Origin of the sequence: Streptomyces sp. NRRL S-350, from assembly GCF_000719705.1 — a bacterium.
Classification (GTDB): domain Bacteria; phylum Actinomycetota; class Actinomycetes; order Streptomycetales; family Streptomycetaceae; genus Kitasatospora.
On the sequence record NZ_JOHO01000049.1, the window covers coordinates 14,395 to 28,032 of the forward strand.

At 73.6% G+C, this 13,638-nt stretch carries 13 protein-coding genes; 3 read left to right on the top strand and 10 right to left on the bottom strand.

The features are described from left to right. The first annotated feature begins 1 nt into the window (after position 1). Positions 2-790: a ferritin-like domain-containing protein gene (locus IF30_RS0130590; protein WP_030244494.1), complete on the top strand. Its 789-nt coding sequence runs from the start codon at positions 2-4 to the stop codon at positions 788-790. A gap of 25 nt (positions 791-815) precedes the next feature. On the opposite strand, the gene folE is transcribed toward IF30_RS0130590, so the two are convergent. The 6 genes from folE to dacB all read right to left on the bottom strand — a co-directional run bounded on the left by folE (position 816) and on the right by dacB (position 8,791). Beyond that, complete coding sequence (gene folE, locus IF30_RS0130595) at positions 816-1,421, bottom strand: GTP cyclohydrolase I FolE (RefSeq protein WP_030244496.1); 606 nt, start codon at positions 1,419-1,421, stop codon at positions 816-818. A gap of 111 nt (positions 1,422-1,532) precedes the next feature. After that, positions 1,533-3,590, bottom strand: a complete 2,058-nt coding sequence (gene ftsH / locus IF30_RS0130600) for an ATP-dependent zinc metalloprotease FtsH (RefSeq protein ID WP_030244498.1) — start codon at positions 3,588-3,590, stop codon at positions 1,533-1,535. A 222-nt stretch (positions 3,591-3,812) separates the two neighbouring features. Continuing rightward, positions 3,813-4,367 carry a hypoxanthine phosphoribosyltransferase gene (gene hpt, locus IF30_RS0130605; RefSeq protein WP_030059589.1) on the bottom strand — a complete coding sequence of 185 codons (555 nt, stop codon included), beginning with the start codon at positions 4,365-4,367 and terminating at the stop codon, positions 3,813-3,815. Between the two features lie 71 nt (positions 4,368-4,438). Next, positions 4,439-5,566 (bottom strand): tRNA lysidine(34) synthetase TilS, encoded by a 1,128-nt coding sequence (tilS, locus tag IF30_RS0130610; RefSeq protein WP_030244500.1) that lies wholly within the window; start codon positions 5,564-5,566, stop codon positions 4,439-4,441. Positions 5,567-5,849: 283 nt separating this feature from the next. Next, positions 5,850-7,022, bottom strand: coding sequence for a zinc-dependent metalloprotease (locus tag IF30_RS0130615; protein ID WP_030244501.1), 1,173 nt, complete (start codon positions 7,020-7,022; stop codon positions 5,850-5,852). Between the two features lie 140 nt (positions 7,023-7,162). Next, entirely contained in the window at positions 7,163-8,791 is a 1,629-nt protein-coding gene (gene dacB / locus IF30_RS0130620; RefSeq protein ID WP_051711582.1) for a D-alanyl-D-alanine carboxypeptidase/D-alanyl-D-alanine-endopeptidase, read from the bottom strand. Positions 8,792-8,867: 76 nt separating this feature from the next. Here dacB and IF30_RS0130625 point away from each other — a divergent pair, with 76 nt between their 5' ends. Beyond that, complete coding sequence (locus IF30_RS0130625; RefSeq protein WP_030244505.1) at positions 8,868-9,359, top strand: inorganic diphosphatase; 492 nt, start codon at positions 8,868-8,870, stop codon at positions 9,357-9,359. Positions 9,360-9,468: 109 nt separating this feature from the next. On the opposite strand, the gene IF30_RS0130630 is transcribed toward IF30_RS0130625, so the two are convergent. From IF30_RS0130630 to IF30_RS0130640, 3 genes are all read right to left on the bottom strand, one after another. Continuing rightward, on the bottom strand, positions 9,469-9,678 hold the full coding sequence (locus IF30_RS0130630; RefSeq protein WP_030244507.1) for a dodecin: 210 nt from the start codon (positions 9,676-9,678) through the stop codon (positions 9,469-9,471). Between the two features lie 167 nt (positions 9,679-9,845). Further along, on the bottom strand, positions 9,846-10,805 hold the full coding sequence (locus tag IF30_RS0130635) for an asparaginase (protein ID WP_030244509.1): 960 nt from the start codon (positions 10,803-10,805) through the stop codon (positions 9,846-9,848). Between the two features lie 74 nt (positions 10,806-10,879). Next, a complete protein-coding gene (locus IF30_RS0130640) occupies positions 10,880-11,500 on the bottom strand; it encodes an ABC transporter substrate-binding protein (RefSeq protein WP_234322905.1) in 621 nt (206 codons plus the stop codon). Positions 11,501-12,204: 704 nt separating this feature from the next. Between IF30_RS0130640 and dtd the strand changes: the two genes are divergently transcribed. Continuing rightward, a complete protein-coding gene (gene dtd, locus IF30_RS0130645) occupies positions 12,205-12,645 on the top strand; it encodes a D-aminoacyl-tRNA deacylase (protein WP_030244512.1) in 441 nt (146 codons plus the stop codon). 21 nt (positions 12,646-12,666) lie between these two features. On the opposite strand, the gene IF30_RS0130650 is transcribed toward dtd, so the two are convergent. Beyond that, positions 12,667-13,629 carry a YgfZ/GcvT domain-containing protein gene (locus IF30_RS0130650; RefSeq protein ID WP_030244514.1) on the bottom strand — a complete coding sequence of 321 codons (963 nt, stop codon included), beginning with the start codon at positions 13,627-13,629 and terminating at the stop codon, positions 12,667-12,669. Between the last annotated feature and the right edge of the window lie 9 nt (positions 13,630-13,638).

Below are 13,638 nucleotides of genomic sequence, written 5' to 3' on the forward strand. Positions count from 1 at the left end.
CGTGCTGAGCACCCGATCGCTCTTCAACGAGATCTACCGGAACGACCAGGCGTACCAGCTGTTCTGCAGCATCGCGGCCGGCGGCGAGGACCAGGGCGGCTGGGAGAACGAGCGGATCGCCGCGCTGACCTCGGATCCGGTCCTCGCCCCGAAGATCGCCCGGCACGGCGCCGACGAGCGCAAGCACGGCCGGATCTTCACCCAGCTCCTGAACAAGCGCGGTCTGCCCAAGGTGCCGGTCCCGGACGAGGCCGACTACTGCATGCTGCTGGAGCGCCAGGGCGTCGGGCTCTCCCACGAACGGCTGAACAGCGACGTCCCGCTGACCGACCGCGAGATCATCACCTACCTCGCGCACAGCCGGGTCACCGAGCAGCGCGCCGCCGAGCAGATGCGCCAGCTGGTCAAGGCGTACGGGGACAACCCCGAGCTCGGCCGGGCGATGCGGATGATCTCCGCCGACGAGGACAACCACCTCGCGTACTGCCACGAGGAGCTGCTCCGGCTGGTCGCCGAGGGCCACGGCCCGTACGTCCGGCACGCCCTGGAGACCAGTGCCCGCGGCGAGATCCGCACCCACCGGGACGTCGGACTCGCCGTCACCGCCCGGATGGCGCGGATCCTGCGCTGGCCGCGCCGGCAGCTCGCCGTGGTCACCCTCGGGGTGCACGCGCTCTACCTGTACGACCGCGTCCTCGGCTGGCGCCGGATGGTCACGCTGCGGATGCCGGAGCGGCGCAACGCGCTGGGCACCCCGGCTCCGCAGCACGCGGAGCACGAGGTGCCCTGAGCCGTCCCGTCGGAGCCCGGCGGCCCTACCGGCCGATGATGAGGCTCATCGCCTCGGCGCGGGTGGCCGGGTCGCGCAGCTGGCCGCGCACGCACGAGGTGATGGTCTTGGCGCCGGGCTTGCGGATGCCGCGCATCGACATGCACATGTGCTCGCACTCGATCACGACGATCGCTCCGCGCGGCTCCAGGATCCGCATCAGCGCGTCGGCCACCTGGCTGGTCAGCCGTTCCTGCACCTGCGGTCGGCGGGCGTAGACGTCGACCAGCCGGGCCAGCTTGGACAGGCCGGTGATCTTGCCGCTGGTGGACGGGATGTAGCCGACGTGCGCCACACCCCGGAACGGCACCAGGTGGTGCTCGCAGACCGACGTCAGCTCGATGTCCTTGACCAGCACCATCTCGTCGTGGCCGAGGTCGAACGTGGTGGTGAGGACGTCCTCGGGCACCTGCCACAGGCCCGCGAATATCTCCTTGTAGGCGCGCGCCACCCGGGCCGGGGTCTCCAGCAGCCCCTCGCGGTCCGGGTCCTCTCCCACGGCGAGCAACAGCTCGCGGATGGCGTTCTCGGCCCGCTTCTGGTCGAAGGCACCGACGGCGGGCGGACCGTCGAGCGTCAACGGGTCGATCATGCGGGCCTCGCTTACGTGTGGAGAAGACTCGGGCTGAACAGCACGGATGCCGCGCCTCCAGGGTACAAACCCTGGTGGCGCGGCATCCATTCCCTGGGTGCCTGGGCCGGATCAGCCCTCGACCGGCGGCTCGGAGGCCGGCATCGGCGGGAGCTTCACGACGTCCACCGGAGCGGTGTCCCCCGCGGTGGCGGCGCCGTTGGTGAGCGCCAGCTCCTTCGGGGACTGCACCGGCGGCCGGGTGGACGGCGTGCGGCGGGACGAGCCCGTCCAGGCCGGCCGGGCCGGGCGCTTGACGATCGGCGCGAAGATCTCGGCGATCTGCTCCTTGTTCAGGGTCTCCTTCTCCAGGAGTTCCAGAACCAGGTTGTCGAGCACGTCGCGGTTCTCGACCAGGATCTCCCAGGCCTCGTTGTGCGCGTTCTCGATGAGCTTCTTGACCTCTTCGTCGACCAGCCCGGCGACCTCTTCCGAGTAGTCGCGCTGGTGGCCCATCTCGCGGCCCAGGAACGGCTCCGAGTTGTCCGAGCCGAACTTGATCGCACCGAGGCGCTCGGTCATGCCGTACTGGGTGACCATGGCCCGCGCCGTGGCGGTGGCCTTCTCGATGTCGTTCGAGGCGCCGGTGGTCGGGTCGTGGAAGACCAGTTCCTCGGCCGCGCGCCCGCCCAGCATGTAGGCCAGCTGGTCGAGCATCTCGTTGCGGGTGGTGGAGTACTTGTCCTCGTCCGGCAGGACCATGGTGTACCCGAGGGCGCGGCCGCGCGACAGGATCGTGATCTTGTGCACCGGGTCGCTGTTGGGGCACGCCGCCGCCACCAGGGCGTGGCCGCCCTCGTGGTACGCGGTGATCTTCTTCTCCTTCTCGGACATGATCCGGGTCCGCTTCTGCGGACCGGCCACGACGCGGTCGATCGCCTCGTCCAGCGTGACGTTGTCGACCAGCTTCTTGTCCGAGCGGGCGGTCAGCAGGGCGGCCTCGTTGAGGACGTTCGCCAGGTCCGCACCGGTGAAGCCGGGGGTGCGCTTGGCGACGGCCGACAGGTCGACGTCGGGCGCGACCGGCTTGCCCTTCTGGTGGACCTTGAGGATGTCCAGCCGGCCCTGGAGGTCGGGGCGCTCGACCGCGATCTGGCGGTCGAAGCGGCCCGGGCGCAGCAGCGCCGGGTCCAGGATGTCGGGGCGGTTGGTCGCGGCGATCAGGATCACGCCGCCCTTGACGTCGAAGCCGTCCATCTCGACCAGCAGCTGGTTGAGGGTCTGCTCGCGCTCGTCGTGGCCGCCGCCCAGGCCCGCACCGCGGTGCCGGCCGACGGCGTCGATCTCGTCGACGAAGACGATCGCCGGGGCGTTCGCCTTGGCCTGCTCGAAGAGGTCGCGGACGCGGCTGGCGCCGACACCGACGAACATCTCGACGAAGTCCGAGCCGGAGATGGAGTAGAACGGCACCCCGGCCTCGCCCGCGACGGCGCGCGCCAGCAGGGTCTTGCCGGTGCCGGGCGGACCGTAGAGCAGCACGCCCTTGGGGATCTTGGCGCCGACGGCCTGGAACTTGGCCGGCTCCTGCAGGAACTCCTTGATCTCGTGGAGCTCCTCGACCGCCTCGTCCGCACCCGCCACGTCGGCGAAGGTGGTCTTCGGGGTGTCCTTGGTGAGCAGCTTGGCCTTCGACTTGCCGAACTGCATGACGCGGGAGCCGCCGCCCTGCATCTGGTTCATCAGGAAGAGGAAGACCAGGACGATGATCACGATCGGGAGCATCGACAGCAGCAGGCTGACGAAGGTGCTCTGCTTCTCCGGGCTGACGGTGTAGCCCTCGGCGAGCGTGCTCGCGTCCTTGTCGTTGATCTGGGCCTGCAGCTTGTCGGCGATCGCGACGCCCTGGTCGCCGATGTACGAGGCCTGGAACTTGCTGCCGGACGGGGCCTTGCCCGTACCGGCACTGGGCAGCGTTGCGCCGTCCTTCAGCTGGATCTTGATCGTGTTCGAGTCACCAGTGGTGATCTGCGCCGACTTGACATTGTGCGCGTCGATCGCCGCGACCACCTGACCGGTGTCCACCGTCTTGTAGCCGTTCGAATCCGAAACGACCTGCATCAAAACGATGACGGCGAGGACGGCCAACACGATCCACATGATCGGCGCACGGAAGTATCGCTTGACGTCCATCCATGCGGGGCGTTGCCGCCCCGTCCCTCCTGCCACTCAGCGGCGCCGCGGGGCTGTGAGCCGCAGCGCATCCGGTCGGTGCTCATGTGAAGAGCGGTTTATTGGACCGTACCGCAGTCGGACCCGCCCATGGCGGGAGCACGGCGACACGGTTTGGTTCTTGTCCCACGGTCCAACGGGCGGGAACGGCGTACTGTTCCCGCCCCTAGCCCGAACGGACCCTCAGCCGCCGTAGACGTGCGGGGCGAGAGTACCGATGAAGGGGAGGTTACGCAGCTTCTCCGCGTAGTCCAGGCCGTAGCCCACCACGAACTCGTTCGGAATGTCGAAGCCGACGTACTTCACGTCGATCTCGACCTTGGCCGCGTCCGGCTTGCGCAGCAGGGTGCAGACCTCCAGCGAGGCCGGGCCGCGCGAGCCCAGGTTGCCCAGCAGCCAGGACAGCGTCAGACCGGAGTCGATGATGTCCTCGACGATCAGGACGTCACGGCCGGCGATGTCGGTGTCCAGGTCCTTGAGGATCCGCACCACACCGGAGGACTTGGTGCCCATCCCGTACGAGGAGACGGCCATCCAGTCCATGGTGACCTGCGAGTGCAGGGCCCGGGCCAGGTCGGCCATGACCATCACGGCCCCCTTGAGGACGCCGACGATCAGCAGGTCCTTGCCTGCGTAGTCCCGGTCGATGCGCTCGGCCAGCTCCAGGAGCTTGGCGTCGATCTCGTCCTTGCTGATGAGCACCTTCGCGAGGTCAGCGCCCATGTCGTTCTGGTCCACCGGGGATACGTCCTCAAACGTTCGGGGTCTGTGTGGCCGGCGGCCGGCTCCCCCGGGGCATGCCTCGCCCGTCAGTCGCCCTGCCGCCGAAAGACCAGCGTGCCACACCTGCGGGTGGCCTCGACGCCCCCGGGTAGGTGCAGCGGTCCCTGGCCGCGCCATCCGGTGACCAGCAGGTCGATCGTCTCCAGGTGCCGGGCGAACAGGTCCCCGGCCGGACAGCCCGCGCGCAGCGCGGCCCGGCGCAGGACCCGCCGGCGCACGGCCGACGGCAGTTCGGCCAGTTTCACGGCGTCCAGGGTGCCTTCGCCCGTACGGAGGTCGCGTTCGGCCAGGGAGGCCCACTGGTCGAGGGCGTCGGCGTCGTCACGGAACAGCCGGGCGGTACGGGCCAGCGCCTCGACCACGCCGCCGCCCAGGTGCTTCTCCAGGACCGGCAGCACCTCGTGGCGGACCCGGGAGCGGGTGTAGGCGGGATCACAGTTGTGCGGGTCGTCCCAGACCGGGATCGACTGGGCGGAGCAGGCCTGCCGGGTGGCCGCCCGGTCCAGCTCCAGCAGCGGGCGGCGGTAGCGGCCCTTGTGGGCCGGCATCCCGGCCAGCGAGCGGGAGCCCGAGCCCCGGGCCAGCCCGAGCAGCACCGTCTCGGCCTGGTCGTCCCGGGTGTGGCCGAGCAGCACGGCGACCGCGCCGTGGCGGTCGGCGGCCTCGTCCAGGGCCGCGTAGCGGGCGTCCCGGGCGGCGGCCTCCGGGCCGCCGGCGCGGCCGACGCGCACCGGGACGGCCTCGACCGGGTCGAGGCCGAGCGAGCGCAGCCGCTCGGCCACCTGCGCGGCGCGCTCGGCGGAGCCGGCCTGCAGGCCGTGGTCGACGGTGACGGCGCCGACCCGCAGGCCGATCTTGGGGGCTTCGAAGGCGGCGGCGATGGCCAGCGCCATCGAGTCGGCGCCGCCGCTGACGGCGACCAGGACCAGCGGCGAGCCCGGCGCGGCGGGGGTGCGGGGCAGCCCGGACGGGTGGCGCGCGGCGTTGCCGATCAGGGTGGTGCCGACGGCGGCACCCACCAGCGGCGCTCCGGCCGGGCGCTCGCGGGGCTCGCGGACGGGCGCGGTGAAGGTGGAACCGGCCTCGGCGGCGAGGTCGGTGAGCGTGCGGCGAACGGCCAGGCGTATCGCGGCGACGGCGGGGTGAGGGCCCACGGCGGACGACTCCTCGACGGAGGGGGGACAGGACTGCGGCGGGCGGCGGGAACCGCGCACCTGCGTGCGCACCCTGTTACCGGGCGCTCACAGATGGTGGCAGAAAGGAGCGACCCGCTACGCCACCCGCGCCACCGGTACGACCACCGTCCCACGTTCGGGTGAATGAAGAAACGCTTCTTCACTCGTCATCTGCCCGATTGGACCACTCGTACGAGCGGGTTTGACCGCCCCGCGCCGCTTGCCGCCCGGCTCGCGCCCGTACCGCGTCAGGGTCGGGCGCTCAGCGGGCCACCCGGGCCACCCAGGCGGCCGGATCGTGGATCTCCTCCTTGGTCGGCAGGGTGTTCGGGGAGGTCCACACCCGGTTGAACCCCTCCATGCCGACCTGCTCCACCACCCCGCGCACGAACACCGCGCCGTCCTGGTACTGCCGCAGCTTCGCGTCCATGCCCAGCAGTCGGCGCAGCAGCAGGTCGAGCCGGTTCGCGCCGCGGTCCCGGCGCTGCTGGAACTTCTCCCGGATCTCCGCGACCGTCGGCACCACGGCCGGGCCCACGCCGTCCATCACCACGTCCGCGTGGCCCTCCAGCAGCGACATCACGGCCGTCAGCCGGCCGAGGATCTCGCGCTGCGCGGGCGACTGGACGATCTCCAGGAGGCTCGACGAGGAGGCGCCCTCCCGGCCGCCCACTCCCGGCAGGCCGCCGAGCGAGCCGGCCGCCTCACGCAGGCGGTCCAGCAGGGCACCCGGGTCGACGTCCGTCTCGGAGAGGAAGGACTGCACCTCGGACTGGATGTGGTCGCGCAGCCACGGCACCGCGGTGAACTGCGTCCGGTGCGTCTCCTCGTGCAGGCAGACCCAGAGCCGGAAGTCGGACGGGTCGACGTCCAGCTCCCGCTCGACGTGCACGATGTTCGGCGCCACCAGCAGCAGCCGGCCCGGCCCGGGGCCGTCCGGCCCCAGCCGCGGCTTGTCGAACAGCGCCGCCGGGCTGTCCGGGGCCTCCAGCGAGGGCTCGGCCGGTGCGAAGGTCTCGTACTGGCCCAGCACCTTCGTCGCCAGGAACGCCAGCAGCGCCCCGACCTCGATGCCGGTGGCCTTCTCCCCCACCGCGCCGAACACTCCGGCCGTCGCGCTGTTCGCCCGACGCGCCTGCAGCTTCTCCACCAGCGGCTGGACGACCGTACGGAAGCCCGCCACGTTCGCCCGCACCCACCCGGGGCGGTCGACCACCAGCACCGGCGTCGCCACGGCCTGGGCCAGGCTCGACGACCGCATGCCGGTGAACGCCCGCACGTGCTCCTCCGCCTCCAGGGCGTGCCGGCGCAGCTCGGCGACCACCGCCGCCGCCTCCGCCCGGCTCACCTCGGGCCCCGGCCGCACCAGCCTGGTCGCAGTCGCGACCGCGAGGTTCCAGTCGACCATGTCAGCACCGCCACTCGCGCTCGTCATGCCCTCACCGTACGTGCTCCCCCCGGACAACGGGAGCCACCCGGGGCCAACACCTCCCGCCCGGGCCGACCGGTCGACGGCGACCGGCACCCGGCTCGGCGGCAGGCGGGGTCCGCCCCGGGCCCCGCGGCGGGGGCGGCTCAGTGGCAGCCGCAGGCGGTGAGCTGGGCGGCGATGCGGTCCATCGCGGCGCGGGCGACGTCGGCGGAGGCCGTGATGGGGGTGCGGGTCATGACGGCGAAGACCAGGAGGCGTCCGTCGGCGTCGACGACGGTGCCGGCGAGGGTGTTGACGCCTTTCAGGGTGCCGGTCTTGGCGCGGATCAGCCCGGCGGCGTCGGCGGCGCCGGAACCCGAGCCGTACCGCTTGCCGAGGGTGCCGGTGAAGCCCGCGACCGGGAGGCCGGTGAGGACCGGGCGCAGGGCCGGGTGCTGGTCGGAGGCGGCCAGGGAGAGGAGCCTGGTCAGCACCACCGGCGGGATCTGGTTGCCCGGGTTCAGGCCGCTGCCGTCGTTGAGGGCGACGCCGGCCATCGGCACGCCCAGCCGGGTGAGCTCCTGGGTGACGGCGGTGGCCGCCCCCTCGAAGCCGGCCGGCTGGTGGGCGGCGAGGGCCGCCTGACGGGCGATCGCCTCGGCGATCTGGTTGTCGGAGGTGGTCAGCAGGCGCTCGACCAACCGGTCGATCGTGGGCGATTCGACCCGCCCGAGGACGGCCGCGGCCGCGGCTGCCGGGGCGGCGGCGGGCTTCGCCCTGCCCTCCACGGTGATGCCCCGGGCCTTCAGCATGGCGGCGAAGGCCCCGGCGGCCGCGCCGGCCGGGTCGGCGACGCGGGCCGGCGCCTCCTCGCGGCTCTTCGGATCCACCTTGGCCTCGTCCACCATCAGGGGGACGACCAGGGCGATGTTCTCCGCGTCGTGGTTCGGGTGCTGCGGGCTGCCCGCGTACATCGACAGGTCGTAGTCGAGCTTGACCGAGGTGGTGCCGGCCGCGGAGAGGACCGCGGCGGTCTGCCGGGCGAGTTCGTCCAGCGACGCGGGGGCGGTGTCGGCGTCGACGGGCTGCCCGCCGACCAGCACCTGGTCGGCGGGCAGGACGGTGAGCGTCGGGTCACCGCCGCCGACCAGGGTGATCGTGCCCGGCTCGGCACCGCGGACCACCTTCGTGCTCAGCCGGGTGTCACCGGGGATCAGGGACAGCGCCGCGATCGAGGTGGCCAGCTTGGTGGTGGAGGCGGGGATGGCCGGGTTGTTCTCCCCGGAGCCGTACAGGAGCCGGCCGTCGGCGGCGTCCGCGACGGCGAACGTGACGTCGCCGAGGCCGTGGTCGGCGAGGGCGGCGGCGAGCGCCTGCTGGAGGCCCTGCGCGGTGGGGACCGTGGCCCCCGGAGCGGCCGCGGCCAGCACGGCGCCCGGCGCGGGGGCCGGGAGCGCGGCGGACGGGCCGCTGCCACCGGCCGCGGGGGAGCCGGGCGGCACGGCCCGGCGGGTCGCGGTGCCGCCCGGGCTGTCGCCGGTCCGCGGCCTGGCGCCGCCCTTCCCCTGGTCGCCGCCCTTCTTCCCGCCGTCGTGGTCGCCCTGGCCGTCGTGGTCGCCCTGGCCGTCGCCCTCGCCCTGCCCGGTGCTGTGTCCGCCCGGGGACGGGGACGGGGACGGCTGCGCGTACGCTCCGCCCGCGGCCAGGACCGTACTCGCGACGAGCAGCGCCGCTCCGAACAGCCCCGCGGCCGTCCCCCTGCGGCGGCGCGCCGCCCCTCCCCCTGCTCCCACCGACCGGCCCCTTTCCCGAGCACGTACTCCCGTAGGAGACACTTGGATTCTGTCAGTCCCTACCTTGGAGGAACCGTTGGAGTTCGACGTCCTTATCGAAATCCCGAAGGGCTCTCGTAACAAGTACGAGGTCGACCACGAGACCGGTCGTCTGCGGCTCGACCGGATGCTCTTCACCTCGACCCGCTACCCGGCCGACTACGGCTACGTGGAGGGCACGCTCGGCGAGGACGGCGACCCGCTGGACGCGCTGGTGATCCTGGACGAGCCGACCTTCCCGGGCTGCCTCATCAAGTGCCGCGCCATCGGCATGTTCCAGATGACCGACGAGGCCGGCGGCGACGACAAGCTGCTGTGCGTCCCGGCGACCGACCCGCGCTGGGAGCACCTGCGCGACATCCACCACGTGTCGGAGTTCGACCGCCTGGAGATCCAGCACTTCTTCGAGGTCTACAAGGACCTGGAGCCCGGCAAGTCCGTCGAGGGCGCCAACTGGGTCGGCCGTGCCGAGGCCGAGGCCGAGGTCACCGCTTCGATCAAGCGTCTGGCGGAGCAGGGCGGCCACTGAGCCGTCGTTCCGATCTCGTTCGACCAGGACGGTTCGAGGCAGGTCGGGACAGCACCGAGGCCGGGGTACGCGGATCCGTCCGCGGGCCCCGGCCTCCGGCGCGTCCGGGTCAGTCCTCCAGCCGGAAGCCGACCTTGATGCAGACCTGGTAGTGCTTGATCCGGCCGTCCTCCAGATGGCCGCGGACCTGCCCCACCTCGAACCAGTCGAGGTTGCGCAGCGTCCGGGCGGCCCGCTCCACCCCGTTGCGGATCGCGGCGTCGACGCTCTCGGTCGAGGACCCGACGATCTCGGTCACCCGGTACACATGGTCGGTCATGGCGGACTCCCTCAGCTGTGCGACGGCCCCCGGTCCACCGTGCACCGGCCCCGCGCCGCCCGCACCCCGACGACGGCCGCCGGGCCGCCGGCCGGATGCCGACGCGGAGGCCGGACGGTCCCCGGACCCGCCCCGACCGCCGGACGGGTCCGGAAGACCGGACGGACCTAGAACGCCGCCCGCACCTGCCCCACCGGCGCGCCGCCGCCGAGCAGCGGGGCCGCGCCGATCCGCTCGACGGCCTCGTCCGCCCCCGTCACCCCGAGCCGGCGCAGCGCCGCCGCCAGCACCGGGCCGCGGGCCCGCTCGCCGCCGTCGTCGATCTTGAAGGCCAGGGCCCGTCCGTCCGGCAGCGCCACCACCTGGACGGCCTCGGCGCCCATCTTGGACAGCGCGCCCGGGACGGCGCGCATCAGCCAGGTGTCGGCCCGGCGGGTGCCGGCCACGTACTCCGGGTGGGCGCGCATCGCGTCGGCGACCCGACGCGGCGCGGTGTCCTCGGCGGCCAGCAGCAGGCCGCGGTACCCGCGGGCCAGGCCGGTCAGCGAGACGGCCAGCAGCGGTGCGCCGCAGCCGTCGACCCCGGCGTGGGAGGGGGTCTCCCCGGTGGCCTGCTCCAGGGCCTCGCGGGCCAGCCGCTGGATCGGGTGGGCCGGGTCGAGGTAGGTCGCGGTGTCCCAGCCGTTGGCCGCGCAGGCGGCCAGCCAGCCGGCGTGCTTGCCGGAGCAGTCCATCAGGATCGGGGCGCGGCGGCCGCCGGAGGCGAGCAGCAGCTCCGCCTCGGTCTCGTCCAGCGGGAGGTCGGCGGGGGTGCGGAGGGCCGACTCGTCGAGCCCGGCCGAGCCGAGGATGGCCCGCACGCCGGTGAGGTGGAACGATTCTGCAGAGTGGCTGGAGGCCGCCAGCGCCAGCAGCTCGCCCTCGATCGCCAGCCCGGCCCACAGCGTGGCCACCGCCTGGAACGGCTTGGCGGTCGACCGCGGGAAGACCGGCGCGTCCGGATCGCCCAGCGCGAACTCGACCGAGCCGTCGGCGGCGAGCAGCGCCAAGGACCCGTGGTGACGGCCCTCGACGAAACCGGAGCGTATGACCTCGGCGAGGACGGGCGCGACGGGGAGCTGGGGCATGGCGGTTGAGCCTTCCGGGGCGAGGGTGGGCCTGGAGCGAGCCGGGCCCCACCCGCCCGCAGCGACTCACCCGGTCAGAGCGGCCCCCCTGCGAGCAGGTCGTCGACCCGTGCTTCCCCATCACGGTACCTGCGGGTGATCTCGGCGTTGCAACCGTCGGCCGTGCGCAGCAGCAGCCGGCGCCGTCCGGACACCTCCCGCTCGTGCGCCCGCAGCCGCTCCAGGGCGGCCAGCAGCTCCTCGGCCGGATGGGCGGCCAGGTCGGCGAGCTGGACGTCGCCCATCAGGGCGTCCGCCTCCACCTGGGACTCCTGGGTGCGCGGCGGGCCGAGGGTGACGTGCCGGGCCGAACGCCGGACCGTGGAGGGCGCGTCGGTCAGGATGGCCGGCAGCCGGTCCAGCAGGTCGCCGGCCGCCGGGTCGGGGCCGGGCGCACCGGCCGTACGGGCCGTGTCCGCGCCGGGCCGCCGGTCCAGTTCGGCGCGCAGGATGTCCATCCGCCCGTGCAGCAGGCGCCGTAGGTACGACAGGTCGGCCTCCTGCTCCAGGGTCTCCCGGCGCAGCACCCTCAGCTGGTCCAGGCCCAGCCGCTCCAGATCGGGCTCGTCCTCCGCGGGCCCCGCAGGGCCGCGCGGGCCCCCGGGGGCCTGCGCCACCTGCCCGGACCGGTCCCGCGCCGCGCTGCTCGCGTCCATCACCCAACCACCTGCCGTCGTCCGATCCCGCCCGCTCGCGGCACTCCGTCCCTGCCGCCGGTCCGGCCCGTCCCCCGACGGGCCCGGTGTCCCGTCCGTCGGCACGTCCGGGAATCCCCCGGAGGTTCCGACTCCGGGCCGCGACCACCCGCCGGGGCGACACCGTCCGAACGCCTGACCGAGCGGATCGACCGCCCGGCCGAACCCCGGGCCCGGCGCGGCGGACCTCATGGCGCCCCGGACCCTTCCTGCCGTCCACCAGCGTGCCACCCCGTGCGGCGCGCGCGCACCGCCCGTGCACCCGAACGGCCCCCTGGCGAACAGGGGTGGCTGATACGACCAGTGCTTTCCGCAGGAAGAGTGGCGCCCGAACCAGCGCAGGCGTGCACCTCACGGCGCTCGCCATCCTTACGAGCGCCCCTCGCGTGCGCTCCGGGAGACCCCTGTGACGCACGTGGGGGACACGACGGGGCGGGCGGAGGGCGCGTGGAGCGGGCGGGGCGCACCGGCCCCCGGCATGCGCGGGAAGAGGCGCGCGGCCGCCGGGCCGAGGACGGGAGGGAGGCGGGCCCGCCCCTGCCGCGGCCACCCGCCACGTCCGCCAGGGCCCCCGGGCCCCCGGCCCGCACGGCCCCCGGGCCCCCCGGCCCGCACGGCCCCCGGGGGCCTCCGGCGTCCGTACGGCCCTCCGGCACAATGGCGGCATGCGAGCAGTGGTGCAGCGAGTGACCGAGGCCCGGGTGACCGTGGCCGGTGAGACCGTCGGCGCGATCGAGGGGCCCGGGCTCTGCGTCCTGGTCGGCGTCACCCACGACGACACCCCCGCCGAGGCCGCCCGGCTGGCCCGCAAGCTCTGGACGCTGCGGCTGCTGCCGGCCGACGACGAGGGCGTCGAGCAGAGCTGCTCGGACCTCGGCGCCCCGCTGCTGGTGATCAGCCAGTTCACCCTGTACGGCGACGCGCGCAAGGGCCGCCGCCCCACCTGGAACGCCGCCGCCCCCGGCCCGGTCGCCGAGCCGCTGGTGGACGAGGTGGTCGCCCGGCTGCGGGCGCTGGGCGCCAAGGTGGAGACGGGCCGGTTCGGCGCCGACATGCAGGTGGCGCTGGTCAACGACGGCCCGTTCACCGTCCTCGTCGAGGTCTGAGCCCGCCCCCGGCCGGCCCGCCTACTGCGGGACGATCACGTCCTGGGTGCCCGGCACCGTCCCGGCCAGCAGCACCGCGTCCACCGGGACGTTCCGCTTGACGATGGCCAGCGCGATCGGCCCCAGCTCGTGGTGCCGGGCCGAGGAGGTCACGAAGCCCAGCGCCCGTCCGTCCGGGTCGGTGGACAGCCGCACCTCGGTGCCGTGCGGGGGCAGGGTCTCCTCGGTGCCGTCCAGGTGCAGGAAGACCAGTCGGCGCGGCGGCCGCCCCAGGTTGTGCACCCGGGCGACGGTCTCCTGACCGCGGTAGCAGCCCTTCTGCAGGTGGACGGCGGTGCGCAGCCAGTCCACCTCGTGCGGGATGGTCCGGTGGTCGGTCTCGAAGCCGAGCCGGGGCCGGTGGTCCTCGATCCGCAGGGCCTCGTACGCCCAGACCCCGGCCGCCGGGCCGTACCCGGCGGTGAGCTCCGCCAGTTCGCCGCGCGGCACGAACAGGTCCCGCCCGTACGGGAGTTCGCGGACGGCGGCGGCGCCCTCGACGGAGGCGGTGGAGCCGGCCGGCAGGTGCACCACGGCGTAGTCGGCGGTCGCGTCGGCGACCTCCACCCGGTAGAAGAACTTCATGCTCTCCAGGTAGGCCACCAGCGCGCCCTGGGTGCCCGGCTCGACGTGCGCCCAGGTGGTGGTGCCGTCGTCGACCAGGTAGAGCGCGTGCTCGACGTGCCCGTTCGGGGAGAGCACCAGCGCCTCGGCGGCCTGCTGCGGCGGGAGGTCGCTGACGTGCTGGGTGAGCAGCAGGTGCAGCCAGGTGAGCCGGTCCGAGCCGGTGACGGTGACGACCCCGCGGTGCGAGAGGTCGACGAAGCCGGCGCCCTGCGAGAGGCTGCGTTGCTCCCGGAAGATGTCGCCGTAGTGGGCGGCGACGCCTTCGTCGGCCCCCTCGGCGGGGACGGCTCCGGGCAGGGCAAGCAGCGGGCTCTTCACACCGGTCAT

Excerpts from the sequence above, each read along its gene's own strand:
- folE (WP_030244496.1), bottom strand. The coding sequence starts at position 1,421 with ATGATCGACCCGTTGACGCTCGACGGTCCGCCCGCCGTCGGTGCCTTC.
- ftsH (WP_030244498.1), bottom strand. The coding sequence starts at position 3,590 with ATGGACGTCAAGCGATACTTCCGTGCGCCGATCATGTGGATCGTGTTG.
- IF30_RS0130615 (WP_030244501.1), bottom strand. The coding sequence starts at position 7,022 with ATGACGAGCGCGAGTGGCGGTGCTGACATGGTCGACTGGAACCTCGCG.
- IF30_RS0130630 (WP_030244507.1), bottom strand. The coding sequence starts at position 9,678 with ATGACCGACCATGTGTACCGGGTGACCGAGATCGTCGGGTCCTCGACC.
- IF30_RS0130635 (WP_030244509.1), bottom strand. The coding sequence starts at position 10,805 with ATGCCCCAGCTCCCCGTCGCGCCCGTCCTCGCCGAGGTCATACGCTCC.
- IF30_RS0130640 (WP_234322905.1), bottom strand. The coding sequence starts at position 11,500 with ATGGACGCGAGCAGCGCGGCGCGGGACCGGTCCGGGCAGGTGGCGCAG.
- dtd (WP_030244512.1), top strand. The coding sequence starts at position 12,205 with ATGCGAGCAGTGGTGCAGCGAGTGACCGAGGCCCGGGTGACCGTGGCC.